Annotated in this window: 14 protein-coding genes; 2 read left to right on the plus strand and 12 right to left on the minus strand. The window is 70.4% G+C overall.

Features of this window, described 5'->3' with window-relative positions:
* Window positions 1–132: 132 nt before the first annotated feature.
* From pucD to uraD, 7 genes are all read right to left on the minus strand, one after another.
* A complete protein-coding gene (gene pucD, locus H0B56_RS16265) occupies window positions 133–2,445 on the minus strand; it encodes a xanthine dehydrogenase subunit D (protein WP_180893941.1) in 2,313 nt (770 codons plus the stop codon).
* Complete coding sequence (locus H0B56_RS16270; protein WP_180893942.1) at window positions 2,442–3,824, minus strand: 8-oxoguanine deaminase; 1,383 nt, start codon at window positions 3,822–3,824, stop codon at window positions 2,442–2,444. Before H0B56_RS16270 ends, pucD begins: the two co-directional genes overlap by 4 nt.
* Window positions 3,821–4,300 carry a (2Fe-2S)-binding protein gene (locus tag H0B56_RS16275; protein WP_180893943.1) on the minus strand — a complete coding sequence of 160 codons (480 nt, stop codon included), beginning with the start codon at window positions 4,298–4,300 and terminating at the stop codon, window positions 3,821–3,823. Before H0B56_RS16275 ends, H0B56_RS16270 begins: the two co-directional genes overlap by 4 nt.
* A complete protein-coding gene (locus tag H0B56_RS16280) occupies window positions 4,291–5,145 on the minus strand; it encodes an FAD binding domain-containing protein (RefSeq protein WP_180893944.1) in 855 nt (284 codons plus the stop codon). The genes H0B56_RS16275 and H0B56_RS16280 overlap by 10 nt, the downstream gene beginning before the upstream one ends.
* Window positions 5,146–5,292: 147 nt before the next feature.
* Window positions 5,293–6,156: a factor-independent urate hydroxylase gene (gene pucL, locus H0B56_RS16285; protein ID WP_180893945.1), complete on the minus strand. Its 864-nt coding sequence runs from the start codon at window positions 6,154–6,156 to the stop codon at window positions 5,293–5,295.
* 2 nt (window positions 6,157–6,158) lie between these two features.
* Complete coding sequence (uraH, locus tag H0B56_RS16290; RefSeq protein ID WP_180893946.1) at window positions 6,159–6,488, minus strand: hydroxyisourate hydrolase; 330 nt, start codon at window positions 6,486–6,488, stop codon at window positions 6,159–6,161.
* A complete protein-coding gene (gene uraD, locus H0B56_RS23520) occupies window positions 6,485–6,991 on the minus strand; it encodes a 2-oxo-4-hydroxy-4-carboxy-5-ureidoimidazoline decarboxylase (RefSeq protein ID WP_219632830.1) in 507 nt (168 codons plus the stop codon). The genes uraH and uraD overlap by 4 nt, the downstream gene beginning before the upstream one ends.
* Window positions 6,992–7,193: 202 nt before the next feature.
* On the opposite strand from uraD, the gene H0B56_RS16300 reads away from it, so the two are divergent.
* Window positions 7,194–8,711: a helix-turn-helix domain-containing protein gene (locus H0B56_RS16300; protein WP_180893948.1), complete on the plus strand. Its 1,518-nt coding sequence runs from the start codon at window positions 7,194–7,196 to the stop codon at window positions 8,709–8,711.
* 20 nt (window positions 8,712–8,731) lie between these two features.
* Here H0B56_RS16300 and H0B56_RS16305 read toward each other — a convergent pair whose 3' ends face one another.
* The gene (locus H0B56_RS16305; RefSeq protein ID WP_180893949.1) at window positions 8,732–10,042 is read right to left on the minus strand and encodes a YncE family protein; all 1,311 of its coding nucleotides are present in this window, start codon (window positions 10,040–10,042) and stop codon (window positions 8,732–8,734) included.
* 250 nt (window positions 10,043–10,292) lie between these two features.
* Here H0B56_RS16305 and H0B56_RS16310 point away from each other — a divergent pair, with 250 nt between their 5' ends.
* On the plus strand, window positions 10,293–10,949 hold the full coding sequence (locus H0B56_RS16310; RefSeq protein ID WP_180893950.1) for a PGPGW domain-containing protein: 657 nt from the start codon (window positions 10,293–10,295) through the stop codon (window positions 10,947–10,949).
* On the opposite strand, the gene H0B56_RS16315 is transcribed toward H0B56_RS16310, so the two are convergent.
* The 4 genes from H0B56_RS16315 to H0B56_RS16330 all read right to left on the minus strand — a co-directional run bounded on the left by H0B56_RS16315 (window position 10,936) and on the right by H0B56_RS16330 (window position 14,241).
* Window positions 10,936–11,376 carry a cupredoxin domain-containing protein gene (locus H0B56_RS16315; RefSeq protein ID WP_180893951.1) on the minus strand — a complete coding sequence of 147 codons (441 nt, stop codon included), beginning with the start codon at window positions 11,374–11,376 and terminating at the stop codon, window positions 10,936–10,938. The two genes, H0B56_RS16310 and H0B56_RS16315, sit on opposite strands and share 14 nt — an antisense overlap.
* Before the next feature lie 33 nt (window positions 11,377–11,409).
* Complete coding sequence (locus H0B56_RS16320) at window positions 11,410–12,042, minus strand: class F sortase (protein ID WP_180893952.1); 633 nt, start codon at window positions 12,040–12,042, stop codon at window positions 11,410–11,412.
* 94 nt (window positions 12,043–12,136) lie between these two features.
* Complete coding sequence (locus H0B56_RS16325) at window positions 12,137–13,393, minus strand: copper amine oxidase (protein ID WP_180893953.1); 1,257 nt, start codon at window positions 13,391–13,393, stop codon at window positions 12,137–12,139.
* A 209-nt stretch (window positions 13,394–13,602) separates the two neighbouring features.
* Window positions 13,603–14,241, minus strand: a complete 639-nt coding sequence (locus H0B56_RS16330; protein ID WP_180893954.1) for a fasciclin domain-containing protein — start codon at window positions 14,239–14,241, stop codon at window positions 13,603–13,605.
* Between the last annotated feature and the right edge of the window lie 2 nt (window positions 14,242–14,243).

The raw sequence follows: 14,243 nt of genomic DNA on the forward strand, positions 1-14,243 counted from the left end.
GGGGTCGATCTGTCGGGCCGGAACTTCCGACCCCGGGCACGGACGTGCCCGCACCCCGGGGCGGGAGGGCAGTGCCCGGGGTGTGGCGCGTCGGGGGGAGTGGTTGTCGAGCTCGGGACGTGGAGGAGCCGGTCAGCCGGTTACGGGGCGGACGATGTCGTGCGGGCGGACGGGTACGCGGTCGATCTGGAGCCCGGTGGCGTCCCTGATCGCGGCGGCGATCGCCGGGGTGGACGACAGCGTCGACGGCTCACCCGCGCCACGCAGGCCGTACGGGGCATTCGGGTCGGCCCGCTCCAGGATGTCCAGCCGCATCGGCGGCATGTCCAGGATGGTGGGAATCAGGTAGTCGGTGAACGAGGGGTTGGTCAGCTTGCCGTCTGCGAGCTGGATCTCCTCCATCACGGCCAGGCCGAGGCCTTGCGCGGTCCCGCCGTGAATCTGCCCTTCCAGCGACACCCGGTTGAGGACCGTGCCGACATCCTGCACCGCTGTCATGTCGACAACCTTGAGCAGGCCCAGCTCGACGTCCACGTCGACAACGGCACGGTGGATGCACAGGGCGAGCTGGGTGTGCGTGTCACCCTGCCCCGTGACGGGGTCCATCCCGGTAGTCGGGCGATGGTGGAACTCGCGTGTCTCCTCGATGGCCGCGTCACCGAGCAGGTCGGCGAGCGCGACAAGCACCCCGGAGTGTTCGGAGACCAGCTTTCCTCCGGACAGGCTGAGCTGCTCGGCAGGTACGTCGAAACGTTCGGCGGCGAGGTGGAACAGCCGTTCCCGAACGGCCTCGCACGCCCGTTTGACCGCACCACCGGTCATGTAGGACTGGCGGGACGCCGAAGACGACCCGGCGTCGCCGACCTGGGTGTCGGCAGGCGCGATGCTGACCCGCTCGACGCCGAGCTCGGTCCGTGCGATCTGCCCTTGCAGGGTCACCAGCCCCTGACCTACCTCGGCAGCGGCGGTATGTATCAGTACAGCCGGCTCGCCGCCGACGACCTCCAGCCGCACGCGCGCGGTCGAGTAGTCGTCGAAGCCTTCGGAGAAGCAGATGTTCTTCAACCCGACCCCGTAGCCGACGCCCCTGCGCACACCCTCGCCGTGCGTGGTGTTGGACACCCCTCCCGGGAGGTTGCGCACGTCGCCGGACTCCACGGCCTCCGGCAGCGGTGCGTCGCGCAGCCTGTCGATCATCTCGGTCATCGGGGCCGGGGTGTCCACGACCTGGCCGGTGGCGATCGCCGCCCCCTGATGGATGGCGTTGATCCGCCGCACCTCGAGGGGGTGCACGTCCAGCTCGCGTGCGAGCTTGTCCATTTGCGACTCGTATGCGTAGCAGGCCTGCACCGCGCCGAACCCGCGCATCGCCCCGCAGGGCGGGTTGTTCGTGTAGACACCGTACGCGTCGATCTCGACGTTCGGCACGATGTACGGCCCGACACCGAGCGAGGCAGCGTTACCGACGACGTTCGTGGTGGAGGAGGCGTACGCGCCGCCGTCGAGCACGATGCGAGCGGTCGCGTAGACGATCCGGCCGTCCGCGGTCGCGCCGTGCTCGTAGCGCATCTTGGCGGGATGCCGGTGTACGTGGCCGTAGAACGACTCCTCGCGGTTGTACACGATCTTGATCGGCCTGCCGGTGTGCATCGCGAGCATCGCCGCGTGCACCTGCATGGACAGGTCCTCACGCGCACCGAACGCGCCACCGACCCCGGACAGCGTCATGCGCACCTTCTCCTCGGGCAGCCCGAGGCACGGGGCGATCTGCCGCAGGTCGGTGTGCATCCACTGGGTCGCGACGTAGAGGTCCACGCCGCCGTCCTCACCGGGTACGGCCAGGCCGGACTCGGGCCCGAGGAACGCCTGGTCCTGCATGCCGATCTCGTACTCGCCGGTGACCACGACATCGGCCCGCGAGCGAGCCGATGGCACGTCGCCGACCCGCACGGGCTGGTGGCGGACGACGTTGCCGTGCTCGTGCAGCTGCGGGGCTTGCGGGTCGAACGCGGAACGGACGGGGTCGGTGAGCGGGTCGAGCACCTCGTAGTCGACGACGATCTCGTGCATCGCGCGCCGGGCGGTCTCCGGGTGGTCGGCGGCTACCAGGGCAACCGCCTCCCCCTGGTAGCGGACGGTGTCCACAGCAAGCACGGGCTGGTCGTTCTCCTCGAGCCCGTAGTACTTGGTTCCGGGGACGTCCTCGTGCGTGAGCACGGCGTACACGCCGCTGGTCGCCAGCGCCGGGCCGATGTCGATGGACCGGATGCGCGCGTGCGGGTGCGGGCTGCGCAGTGTCATGCCCCAGAGCATGTCGTCGTGCCACAGGTCGGACGAGTAGGCGAACTGGCCGGTGACCTTGTGTGTGCCGTCCGGCCTGTGCGGGCTCTGCCCGACCCCGCCCCGCGTGCTCGAGGCCAGGTTGTCCGGTGTCCCGACAGTCATGACGTCCTCCCGTTCTCGCTCGGCGCCCGGCCGGCCGATGCTATGAGCCCGCGGTGCGCGGTACGCGCGGCGCGGGCCAGCCGGTCCTGGTCAGCAGTACGTAGCTCGCCGCCGGAGACGACGGCGTTGCCGTTGACGGTCAGTAGCTCCAGCGGCGCGGGCGGGCCGAGGGCGAGCGCGGCTACCGGATCGGAGATGTCGGCGTGGCCGAGGCCGTCGAGCCGCCACAACGCGATGTCGGCGAGCTTGCCTGCCTCGAGCGAGCCGATCTCGCCGCCGCGGCCGAGGCATCGGGCGCCACCGATGGTGGCTGCCCGCAGCGCCTGCCTGGCCCGCAGGGCCGCGGGACCGCCGCGCAGCCGCGCCAGGTACAGCGCCTGGCGGAGCTCCTCGACCAGCATCCCTGCCTCCTGCGAAGCCGCCCCGTCCACGCCGAGACCCACCGGAACCCCGGCGTCGAGCAGGTCGGGCACCGGCGCGATGCCCGCGCCGAGCCGGGCGTTGGAGCTGGGGCAGTGCGCCACCCCGGTGCGTGTGGCGCCCAGCCGCTTGATCGCGCCGTCCGACAGGTGCACGCAGTGGGCGAGCCACACGTCCTCGCCGAGCCACCCGAGCGAGTCCAGGTACTCCACCGGGGTGCACCCGTGCGTGGCCTGGCAGAAGTCCTCCTCGTCGACGGTCTCGGCGAGGTGGGTGTGCAGCATGACGCCGCGTTCGGTCGCCAGCTCGCGAGCCTGGCTGAGCAGCTCGGTGGACACCGAGAACGGCGAGCACGGCGCGATGCCGATGCGGACCATCGCGTCCGGCGAGGGGTCGTGGAAGGCGGTGATGGCCTCGGAGGTCGCAGCGAGGATGGTGTCGATGTCCTCGACGACCTCATCGGGCGGCAGCCCACCAGCGGACCGGCCCCTGTCCATCGACCCACGGGTCGGGTGGAACCGGATGCCGATCTCGCGGGCAGCGCCGATCTCGGCCGCGAGCAGGTCGCCCGCGTCGTCGGGGAAGACGTAGTGGTGGTCGGTGCTGGTGGTGCACCCGCTCAGCGCGAGCCACCCGAGCCCGGCACGCGCAGCGACGCCAACGGACTCCGCGTCGATGCGTGCCCACACCGGGTAGAGCTCGGTGAGCCACTCGAACAGCGTCGAGTCGGTGGCCAGCCCTCTGGTGATCCACTGGTAGAGGTGGTGGTGGGTGTTGACCAGGCCGGGCGTGGCCAGGCACCCGGACCCGTCGACCCGGGTGACCTCGCCGGACTGCGCGGGCGCGCGCCCCTCGCCGACCGCGACGATCCGGTTGCCCTCCACGAGCACGTGGCCGCGCGAGTACTCGGTGCCCGCGTCGTCGGCGGTCGCGACGGCGCAGTTGTCGATGACGATCACGTGCCTGCCTCCTGCTTGCGTGCGGCGGCCAGCCGGACCGCGTCCAGGATCTTCTCGTAACCCGTGCAGCGGCAGAGGTTGCCTGCGAGCTCCTCGCGGATCTCCTCGTCGCTGGGTTCGTCGGTGCGCTCGACCAGGTTGTGCGCGGCGACGATCAGGCCGGGGGTGCAGAAGCCGCACTGCACGGCGCCCGCGTCGACGAACGCCTCCTGGACGGGGTGCAGCTCCTCGTCGCCCCCGCCGATGCCTTCCACCGTGACGACCTCGTGGCCTGCTGCCTGGCCAGCCGCGACCAGGCAGGAACAGGCGGGCACCCCGTCCAGGTAGACGGTGCACGAGCCGCACTCGCCCTGCTCGCAGGCGTTCTTCGAGCCCGCCAGCCCGAGACGCTCACGAAGCACGTACAGCAGGCTCTCGCCCGGCCAGACGTCGTCCGCGGTGTGCTTGGCTCCGTTGATGGTGAGGTTCAGGCGCATCGGTACTCCTCCCAGGCCCAGCCGAGCGTCCGGCGGGCCATGACGGATAGGGCGTGTGTGCGGTAGGTGGCCGGACCCCGGACGTCGTCGATCGGGGCGGCCGCGGCGGCGACGAGCTCACCGAACCGTTCGGCGACGTTGCCCGGCAACGGCTCGCTCGAGTCCCATGGCAGGGCATCGGCCAGGTACTTCTCGGCGTCGGTTGCGTGCCGCGGGGTGGGCGCGGCGGAGCCGAGCCCGGTTCCGACGGACCGCTCGTGCGGGTCGAGCGCGACCGCGAACGAGCACACCGCGATCACCATGGCGTTGCGGGTGCCGATCTTGGCGAACTGCTGGGGGCCCCTCGCCACGGGTACGGTGATCGCGCGGATCAGCTCATCCGGCTCCAGCGCCGTGCGCTTGACGCCGGTGTAGAACTCGTCGATGGGGACGAACCGGCTGCCGCGGACCGAGGCGACCTCGACGGTCGCGCCGGTGGACAGCAGTGGCGGGTGGCTGTCGCCCGCGGGCGAGCCCGCGCCGAGGTTGCCTGCTGCCGTGCCCCTGTTGCGGATCTGCGGTGAGCCCACCGTGCGCGCGGCAAGCGCGAGGCCCGGCAGGCGGCCGGCCAGCTCCGTGATGATCGTGGTGTAGGAGACGGTCGCGCCGATGCGCACCGAGTCGCCGTCGAGGTCCCAGTGCGCGAGCTCGTCGATCGCGGTGAGATCGATCAGCGCAGGAGGCCGGTGCTGGTCGAAGTTCAGTTCCACCATCACATCGGTGCCACCGGCGATCGGGACCGCACCGGGTACCGACGCACGCGCTTCGAGTGCTTCCTCCCAGGTCGTGGGCTTGACGAAATCCATGATGTCCTCTTCCACGCCGGATTGCCCGGCTGTGCGGTGGTCTGTGTCCATGCCGGCCCGGCCGGTGGTGTGTCGGTCATTCCCATGCCGGCCCGGCCGGTGGTGTGTCGGTCATTCCCATGCCGGCCCGGCCGTCGGAGCGTCTGTCTATTCCCACGCCGGCCCGGCCGTCGGAGCGTCGTCCCGGAGGACGGTGCCTTCGATCAGGCCGTACGGCCGGTCGGCGGCGAAGAAGACCTCGCCGGGGTTGTCCAACCCGAACGGCTCAAGGTCGACGAGGAAGTGGTGCTTGTTCGGCAACGCCATCCGCACCTCGCACAGCTCGGGCTGCTTGTCGAGTACGCGCCAGCCCATCGCGTAGAGGGTCTGCTGCAGCGAGTAGCTGTACGTCTCGGTGAACGCGTCGACCAGGTTGTGCCGGGCCGCGGCGTGGGACTCCGCCCAGTCCACGTCCAGCGTGGCGTGCCGCCAGGTGGCGGTGACGGCCGTGGCCAGGATGCGGTCGGTGGTCTCGGGCAGCGTGGTGTACTCGTCCTTCGGGTATCCCCAGAACTCGGAGTTCGTCGAGTTCAGCAGCACCAGGTCGGTGACCCCGGACAGCACGTGCGTGGCCTGGTCGTCGTGGTGCACCACGCAGGTGCGCACCTCCTGGCTGCCGCGCGCGAACGAGTGCCCGGTCTGCCCGACGCGCTGCCAGGCATAGTCGGTGATCTCCACCCGCGCGTGGGTGATCGCCGGTTGCGTCGCGACGAAGTGCTCGGCCAGCCGCAGCCCGAAGCTCTCCGGCTGGTCGATGCCGTACTTCCTTGCGAAGGCGAACACCGTGTTCTTCTGCGTGTCCGTGGGAAGCACGGCGGCGTTGTCGCCGGTCAGGTGCGTGTCGGCGAGCTCGCCGGACAGCGCGATACTCACGTTGAGGTCGGCGAGCTCGTGACGGTCGGTGCCGCGCCGCAGGGCGACGACGCGCGTCTCCGCCTTGCCGTAACGGTTGGGGCCCAGCGTGATCGGCATCGTCAGCTCCCTCGGTAGGTGGAGTAGGCGAACGGGCTCAGCAGCAGGGGAACGTGGTAGTGGCTTCCCGGGTCGTCCACCCGGAACGAGATCGTCACCTCGGGGTAGAAGGTGGCGACACCGCGCGCCTCGAAGTAACTCCCGACGTCGAACGTCAACCGGTAGGTGCCGGACTCCGCCGTCTCGGCGAGCCTGCCGACACGCCCGTCGGTGTCGGTGACCGCGTCGGCGACGTGCTGCCAGCCGGCAGCCGACGCCAGCTCCAGCCGGGTGGCGACGCCGGACGCGGGAGCCCCTGTCGTGCTGTCGAGGACGTGGGTGGAGATGCTCATGCGAACTCACCCCGCAGCCTGCCCGCCGTGATCTCGGCGAGCTGCCCGCGCACTTCCTCGCGTTCGGCAGCGACATCGTTGCCGAGCCTGCGCTCGAGCTCGGCGAGGATCTGTGCGCTGTCCCTCCCGCTCGCCCTGATCAGGAAGACGTGCCCGAACGTCTCCTCGTAGCGCCGGTTGGCGTCGATCAGCGCGGCCCGTGACTCGTCCGCCACGCCGGACTGCTCCGCGCGGGACCACTGTGCCGAGCTCGTCGAGCCGGACACGCGGTCACCGATGCGGGGATGCGCGGAGAGGGCCTCGGCGATGTCGGCCCAGTCGAGCTCGCCGATGAGGCCGCTCGCCGTGTCCGCGAGCTGCTCGGCGTCCCGGTACGGTCGGCCCGCGACGACCCGGTCGGCCCAGCGGCGGCTGTGGCAGGCGGCGAGCAGGTGCTCGGTCGCCTCGCCAACGGGTGCCTCGTTGAGCTGGGAGAGGGTGGTGATAGTCGTTCCGGTGTGCACTGTCGGTTGGCCTCCACCGTCGTATTCGTCGGATGATGTCAGTGAACACCCGGAACCGCGGGTGTGACCAGGAGCACAGAACACGAACAACACGGCCGGTGGGCAGCACCTTCTTGGAGGATCATCCGAAGCTCGCGGGGCCGCCCGGTCCGCGTTACTGCCCGCGTTACCGCCTATGCTGCCGTCGACCCGAGGAAGTGACGTGAAGCTGCGAGAACTGCTCGAGGACACCGAGCTACGCCTCGAACCGGTCGCCGGTGACGAGCGCTCGTTCGAGCGCGAGTTCCACTCGGTCATGACCACCGACCTGCCCGACCCGCGGAGGTACCTCACCGGCGGTGAGCTGGTGCTGACCGGGATGGTGTGGCGGCGTGCCCCGCAGGACTCGGCGGCGTTCGTCACGGCGGTCGTCGAGGCGGGAGTCGTCGCGATCGCGGCGGGGGACCAGTTCCACGCCATTCCCGACGACCTCATCGAGGCGTGTGTCTCGGCCGACCTGCCGCTGCTGCGGGTGCCCGCGCACATCGCGTTCGCGACGGTGGCTGCGCGGGTCAGTACCGTGCTCGGCCCGCAGCGAGCAGACGAGGTGGCGGCGTTGCTCGGCCAGCACCGGCACCTGGCCGATGCCGAGTCGACGGGCAGCGACTGGCTGGCGGAGATACTCGAGCTGGTGCACAGCCGCCTCGACCTCGGGTGCGCCGTCCTCGGGCCGACCGGTCGCGTGCTCGCCGACTCGGGGGTCGGCCCGAGTGCCGAGCAGCGCGAGGAGCTGGTACGCGAGTTCCTCGGCGGCCGGCACCTTCCTGCCACGGTCGGTGACTACACGCTCTACGGTACCGGGAGCGCGTTCGCGTCGCGGGCGCTCGAGTGCTTCCTGGTGTTCGCCGGAAGCTCGGCCGAGTGGGAGGCAGACCGTTACCGGATGGCAGGCGAGCTGGCGGGCCTGGTGGCCACCGGATGCCGCCGTATCGCGCGCGCCAGGCAGGACCGCAGGCCGCTCGTGGAGGAGGTCGTGCGCCGGGCACGGTCGGCGACGGACCCGGGCACGCTGCAGCCGCACCTGGAGGTGGCGGGGATGCCCGCGGGGACGCCACTGGTGGTCGTCGCCGCGCGGCTGCACGGCGGCAGCGCCGAGATGACCAGGGGCGTGCTCGAGGAGCTGCTGGAACGCGAGTCGGCGCTGTACGACGACCAGGCCGTGGCGCTTGTTCCCGCGCAGGACCGGCACGTCGACGACATCCTGACCGAGCTGCGTTCCGATGCGGCGACGATCGCGGGCGCGTTCGGATCCGAGCGGCTGCTGCTGGGAGCCAGCGGGGAGGTCGCTGGCGCGTCGGGGCTGCGCGGGGCGATCGACGAGGCGCGGCACGCCTGCAGGCTCTCCGAGCTACGCCCCGGCAGGGCGGTCGTGACCGGGCACGAGGACCTGTCCAGCCATATGATGCTGCTGGCTGCCGTACCCGACGAGGTGCGCCAGTCGTTCCGGACCCGTGTGCTGGGTCCGGTACTGGAGTACGACAAGGCACACGGGGGCGACCTCGTGCCGACGCTGCGTGCCTTCCTGGACAGCTCGGGCAGCTGGACGAAGTGCGCGCGGGAGCTGCACGTGCACGTGAACACGCTGCGATACCGCATCCAGCGGATCGAGCAGCTCACCGGCAGGGATTTGAGCCGGATCGACGACCGGGTCGACTTCTACCTTGCGTTCGCGCTCGCCTGAGCCGGGGAAGGCGGCCCGCGTCAGGACCGGGGCGGGTCCTGCTCGGCCAGCCAGTCCGTCCGGACGTGGCCCAGCCGCATCCGCTGGGGGTGATCGCCGACCCGGGTGCTGGCGACCTCCTCGCCGGTGTCGTAGGACAGCGCGGAGACCCGGTCGCTGCCACTCCAGGACACGAAGCAGTGCTCACCGTCGCTGCTCGAGGTGGCCCAGTACGGTTTCTCACCGCCTTCGACCAGCTCCCCATGGCGCAGCCGGTCGCGCGAGACGATCGTGGCGTAGTCGGACATGGTGCCCGCCACGCACAGGTCGGTCCCTTGCGGGTTCATCGCGATTCCGTGGTGCGCGGAGTCGAGCAGGTACTGCTCCCGTTCGGTTTCCTCTGCCTCCTCGGACTGCGGGAGGTTGACCACGCTGACCACGCGATCCTCTGCGAGGTCGTACTCGATGAAGCCGTGGAAGAAGGAGACCTGGAAGTAGACGTATCGCTCGTCGGGGGAGAAGGTCATGGGGCGCACCGCCGAGCTGTAGTCCGGATAGCCTGCCTCGTCGAGCTCGGCGCCCATGTCGATGCGCTCGAGCACCTCGTAGCTGTCGGCGTCGACGATCTGGAAGTGGCGCTCTCCCTTGGTCGTGTCCAGCGCCGGGCGGTCCAGTGGCGTGTACACGTGCCCGATGCTGGCGTGGAAGATCTTCTCTCCGTCCGCGGAGTAGACGTTCTCGTGCGGAGAGTCGCCCGAGGGGAACCGCCCGACCTCCTCGCCGGTCTCGATGTCGAGGATGTGCACGACGTTGCCGGTGGACGCGGACACGGCGACGTGCTCGCCGTCCGGTGATACCGCCATGTGGTCGGAGCGGTGACCGTCGACCTCGAACCGCCACACGAGCTGTCCGCTGGCGAGGTCGATACCGACGACATCGGCGAGGCTCGGACGGGACACGACGAGTGTCCGGCCGTCCTCGGTGGTGTACATGTCATCCACGTACTGGTCGTTGCCTTCCCCGACGAGGGCACGGATGCCGAGGTAGTAGCCGAGCCGCTCGGGGTCGGTGTAGATCTCCCTGAGGCGCTCGTCGAGGTCCGGGACGATGTCGACGCGGGCGAGCGGTTCCAGGTCGCCGTCCGGGGTGAGGACGTCGGCGGTGCCGTCCCAGTTGTTCCCCACGAAGAGCACCTCGGCCACCTCACCCGGCGAGTCGCCCGGCGAACGGTCGCGTTCGTCCCCTACCGGCGCGGCGTGCTGCGGTGACGCCGTGGACGCGGGGGATGCCGCGGTTGCCGCTGCCAGGCCGAGAGCCGCGATCATGCCGGGAAGCTTCCGTCGGACGGTCATGGCCTGCCCTCTCGTCCGTGCCATACGTGCGTATAGATCCTCGTGGTGCACAACGACCGGGGCGCCGCGAGGTCACGGTCATCGGTGGTGGTGGCCGGCGGGTAGGGATAGGTACCACCGGCAGGCGGCACGTTCGGGGGAACGTGCGAACCGGGGTGTGCCTGCCAGGTGGTTTACTGGGGGTGTGAGGTTCATGTACCGGTTGGGCCAGGTCCGTGAGCAGCACATACGTGGCCATGCTCGTGCGTGCTTGCCGGAGGATGACGACGACGAGATCGTCTGCTGGGTGCGCGCGCGGCGGCTGCCGGACGGCAAGCACGGCTTCGCCTACATCACGCGGGAGCGCCTTGTCCTGTGCTGGCTGCACGGCAAGGTGGAGAACCGTGTCGTGCCGTGGCAGGACGTGGCCGCGTGGGGAGTCAAGCTGTCGGAACGGGGTGGTCCGGCGCTGGGCGTGTCCACCGGCGGGGGATCGGTCGTGTTCCAGCTGCCCGTACCGACGCACAAGAAGGTCCGTGCGGTCGGTACGTTCCTCGGCGAGGTATCCGACCGCTCGAAGGACGCCGGGCAGGATCCGGACGGCGCCCTCGCCGGGTTCGAACAGCCCGACTCGCTCGTCGTGCTGCGCGAACGCCGCTCGCTGGCCGGCTACGGCAGGCGAGCCCTCATGACCGTGGCAGGGCTGCTGCTCATCGTCCTCGGTATCGTCTTCGCCTCACCGTTCGTGCCCGGCCCCGGCACGCTCACCGTGCTCGGCGGGCTGGCGCTGCTGGCAGGCGAGTACGACTGGGCCAAGGACGCGCACCACTGGTTCCGCAAGAAGGCCCAGGAGTGGATGGAGCGCGCCAGGCAGTGGTGGCGTGCCCGGCGCAGGACCAAGTCCGAGTCGGGCGTCAGCCGCCGGTGACGGTGACGGTCCCGGTCATCCTGGGGTGGTAGAAGCATTCGTAGGGGTACTCGCCCGGCTCGTCGAAGGTGCGCGAGTAGCTCTCGCCGGTTTCCAGGTCGCCGGAGCTCTCCCCGTCGTCGAAGTCGACCGTGTGCAGGGAGTCGTCCTGCTGTTCCCAGGTGACGGTCGTGCCGGCCGCAACCTCGATGTCTTCCGTCGCGAAGGCGAAGTCGACGATCTCGATGGTCTCGGACTCCCCGTCCGGTGCCGGGCTCGCGGGCTCGCCCGCGTTGCCCTCCCCGGCGTCGGTGTCCGCGCCCGCATCCGGGCTCTGCTGGGTCTGCTGGGTAGGTGCCGGTTGACCGTCGTCGGTGGCGGGTGCGCACGCGGAGAGCGTGAGCACGCCGGTCACGGCGGCCAACAGGAGCGGTCTCGTTCCGGGCATGGCTGGTGTCCTCGCTGGGGAGAGGGGAAGGGGTCAGGACGAGTTCAGGGTGGCGAAGGCGATGACGTTGTCGCGGTAGCTCCCGGCCGACCGGTCGAACTCACCACCGCAGGTGATCAGGTGCAGGCGCGGCTCCGAGCCGGGCAGCCACACGTTCTCGGTGGGGAACTCGTCCTTGTCGTGCTGCTCCACACGGTCGATGACGAACTCGAGCGACTCGCCGTCCGCCGTGTCCACGACGACCGAGTCACCGGGCTCGAGCTCGTGGAGGCGGTAGAACACGTCCGGGCCCTTCCGGGTGTCGACGTGTCCCAGGATGGCGGCCGGGCCGGGATCGCCGGGCGCGGTACCGGACTCGAACCAGCTCATGTCCCCGAAATCGGGAACCTCGAGCTCGCGGTCATCGATCCCGGTCCGGGTGAGCGGGCCGTCCACATCGATCGCCGGGATGGCCACGGCGACCGGGTCGGCGACCGGATCGGCCTCGCGCACCGAGCGGTACTCGCGTGCCGCGTCGAGGCCGGACGGCGCGGGAATCGCGTTCGACTCGTCCGCCGTGGCGGCACCCGCGCCGGCATCGTTACCCGATCCGCAGGACGTGAGCGCGAGTGCCAGCAGGGCAGCGCCGGTCGCGGCGGTGCAGAGCCGCCGGGCGGTACTCGTCATGGGGAGTCCTTCCGACCTGGTGGGTACGGGCCCCGGCCGCCGGGGCGACCGGGGCCCGGGTCATCACAGGCGCGGCGTTGCCGCCGGGGGTGTGTCAGCGGGTGGTGCCGCCCCCTCCGGTCTCGACACCACCTGCGGGCATCTCCCCGCCCATGAAGTCGACGATGCCGCCGGACAGCGCCTCGGCCGTGCCGTACATGTGGTTGTACGCGTCGTAGGCGCTGCCGTACGCGCTGTCGTACTCCCCGCTCTCGAACGCGTCGACCTGGTCGACCAGGTCATCGACGTGCTTCTGCAGGCCCTCGGCGACGACCTCGGCCGGGATACTGCCGTCGGAGGCCCCGTCGAGGAACTGCGAGAAGTCCTCGCGGTACTGCTCGAGCCGCTGGAGCGCCTCCTCCTTGGCCTGCTCGTCGCCCTCGGCGAGGCCCACCGTGTACTGGACGAAGAAGTCGATGTGGTCGGCCCACATCCCCATGAACGCCTGGCCGCCTTCCGCACCGAACACGCCGGAGATGGCGCCGGTCAGGTCGCGGGTGTTCGCGTCGAGCGCCCCCGCGATCGCGTCGAAGTCGTCCTGGCCGGACACCCCGGCGCGCATGGCCTGCATCGCGGTCTGGGCGTGCTCGCCGAGCAGCTTGCCAAGGTCCGAGCGCAACTCGACGTCCGGGCTCTCCGGGTCACCGGAGATGCCGTCCTGGGTGGCCACGATCGCGTTCGTCAGGCCCTGCGCGGTGCCGAACATGTGCGCGTAGGCCTCACGGGTCTGCTCGGCCGCACCGGCGTAGTCCTCGGCGGCGTACGCGTCGACCTGGGAGACGAGCTGGTCCACGTGATCCTGCAGCAGGTCGGCGACGGCGTTCTGCGGTAGCTCGCCCTCGGTCGCCCCGTCCAGGAACCCGCCGAAGTCCTCGCGGTACTGATCGAGCCGCTCGATGGCCTCGTCCTGCGCCTCCTGGTCGTCCTCGGCGACGCCGGTGGTGTACTGGACGAAGAAGTCGATGTGGTTGGACCACAGCTCGTTGAACTTCTCGGCGCCTTCGTCCCCGTAGACCGCGCCGATGGAGTCGGTGAGGTCCTCGGTGTTCTTCTCCAGGGACGCGGCGGCGGCGTCGAAGTGATCCTGCCCGGCGACACCGGCCCGCATCGCCTCCACAGCCAGCATCGCGTGCTGGCCGAGCTGGCGCTCCAGCGTGATCCGCAGGTCTTCCGCGGTGAGGTCACCGGCGGTCTGCGCGGCACCGCCGCCGTCGGTTCCTGCCGCGGGTTCGACCGGCGCCGCGGTGCCTCCTGTGCCGCCGCAGGCCGACAGGAGCATAACGCCGGCAGCGGGCAACGCGACCAGCGACATTCGAGAGAGTCTCGGCATGGCTGTCCCTTCCTTCGTGGTGTGAGCGGGTAGCACGAGGAATTCGGAGCGCGCCGTCATACGGATGGGTGAGTTGCTCAGAAATCTGCGACAGGTTCTTGTTGGGCGCGTTGTGCACGAAAAGGGTGTGGTACGCACCCGCTGGTGCGTACCACACCCTTCCCCGCAGGGGGTCGAGCTCGCGATCGGGACTACGGCATGAGCACCGAGTCGATGATGTACACGGTGGCGTTGGCTGTCTGCACGTTGCCGCACACCACCTGGGCGTCGCCGTCCACGGTCACGTTCTCGCCGTCTGCCGTGGTCTGCACCGAGCTGCCCTGCAGGGTCTCGAACTCGCCGTCGTCGAGGTCCTCGAGGGTCAGGCGCTCGCCGACCACGTGGTAGGTCAGCACGTCGGTCAGCGCATCCTGGTCGGCGAGCAGGGCGTCGAGGTCCTCGGACGGGATGGCCTCGAACGCGTCGTTGGCCGGGGCGAACACCGTGATGTCCTCGGCGCCGTTGAGCGTGTCGACCAGGTCGGCCTCACCGACAGCCGTCACCAGCGTGGACAGCACCGGGTTGTTGGAGGCCGCGGTGGCCACCGGGTCCTGCGCCATGCCGTCGAAACTGCCGTCCCCGTCCTCGGGGACGGCGTCGCAGGCCGCGCCGAAGGGCTGCCCGGACGCGCCTGCGCCCTCGTCGGCGCCCTGTCCCGCGTCACCGTTGTCGGTCTCCGCCGAGGTGTCCTCGGAGGCCGTCTCCTCGTCGCCTGCCGTGTCACACGCGCCGAGCAGCATCGCGGTAGCCGCGACGCCCGCGAGGAGGCCTGCCGTACGTTTCGTTCGCATCA

The organism is Haloechinothrix aidingensis, assembly GCF_013450155.1.
GTDB classification, from domain to species: Bacteria; Actinomycetota; Actinomycetes; order Mycobacteriales; family Pseudonocardiaceae; genus Haloechinothrix; species Haloechinothrix aidingensis.

Coding starts and splice junctions, on each gene's coding strand:
- pucD (WP_180893941.1), bottom strand. CDS start 2,445: ATGACTGTCGGGACACCGGACAACCTGGCCTCGAGCACGCGGGGCGGG.
- H0B56_RS16330 (WP_180893954.1), bottom strand. CDS start 14,241: ATGCGAACGAAACGTACGGCAGGCCTCCTCGCGGGCGTCGCGGCTACC.
- H0B56_RS16275 (WP_180893943.1), bottom strand. CDS start 4,300: ATGCGCCTGAACCTCACCATCAACGGAGCCAAGCACACCGCGGACGAC.
- uraH (WP_180893946.1), bottom strand. CDS start 6,488: ATGAGCATCTCCACCCACGTCCTCGACAGCACGACAGGGGCTCCCGCG.
- H0B56_RS16320 (WP_180893952.1), bottom strand. CDS start 12,042: ATGACGAGTACCGCCCGGCGGCTCTGCACCGCCGCGACCGGCGCTGCC.
- H0B56_RS16315 (WP_180893951.1), bottom strand. CDS start 11,376: ATGCCCGGAACGAGACCGCTCCTGTTGGCCGCCGTGACCGGCGTGCTC.
- H0B56_RS16325 (WP_180893953.1), bottom strand. CDS start 13,393: ATGTCGCTGGTCGCGTTGCCCGCTGCCGGCGTTATGCTCCTGTCGGCC.
- pucL (WP_180893945.1), bottom strand. CDS start 6,156: ATGCCGATCACGCTGGGCCCCAACCGTTACGGCAAGGCGGAGACGCGC.
- H0B56_RS16305 (WP_180893949.1), bottom strand. CDS start 10,042: ATGACCGTCCGACGGAAGCTTCCCGGCATGATCGCGGCTCTCGGCCTG.
- H0B56_RS16280 (WP_180893944.1), bottom strand. CDS start 5,145: ATGGATTTCGTCAAGCCCACGACCTGGGAGGAAGCACTCGAAGCGCGT.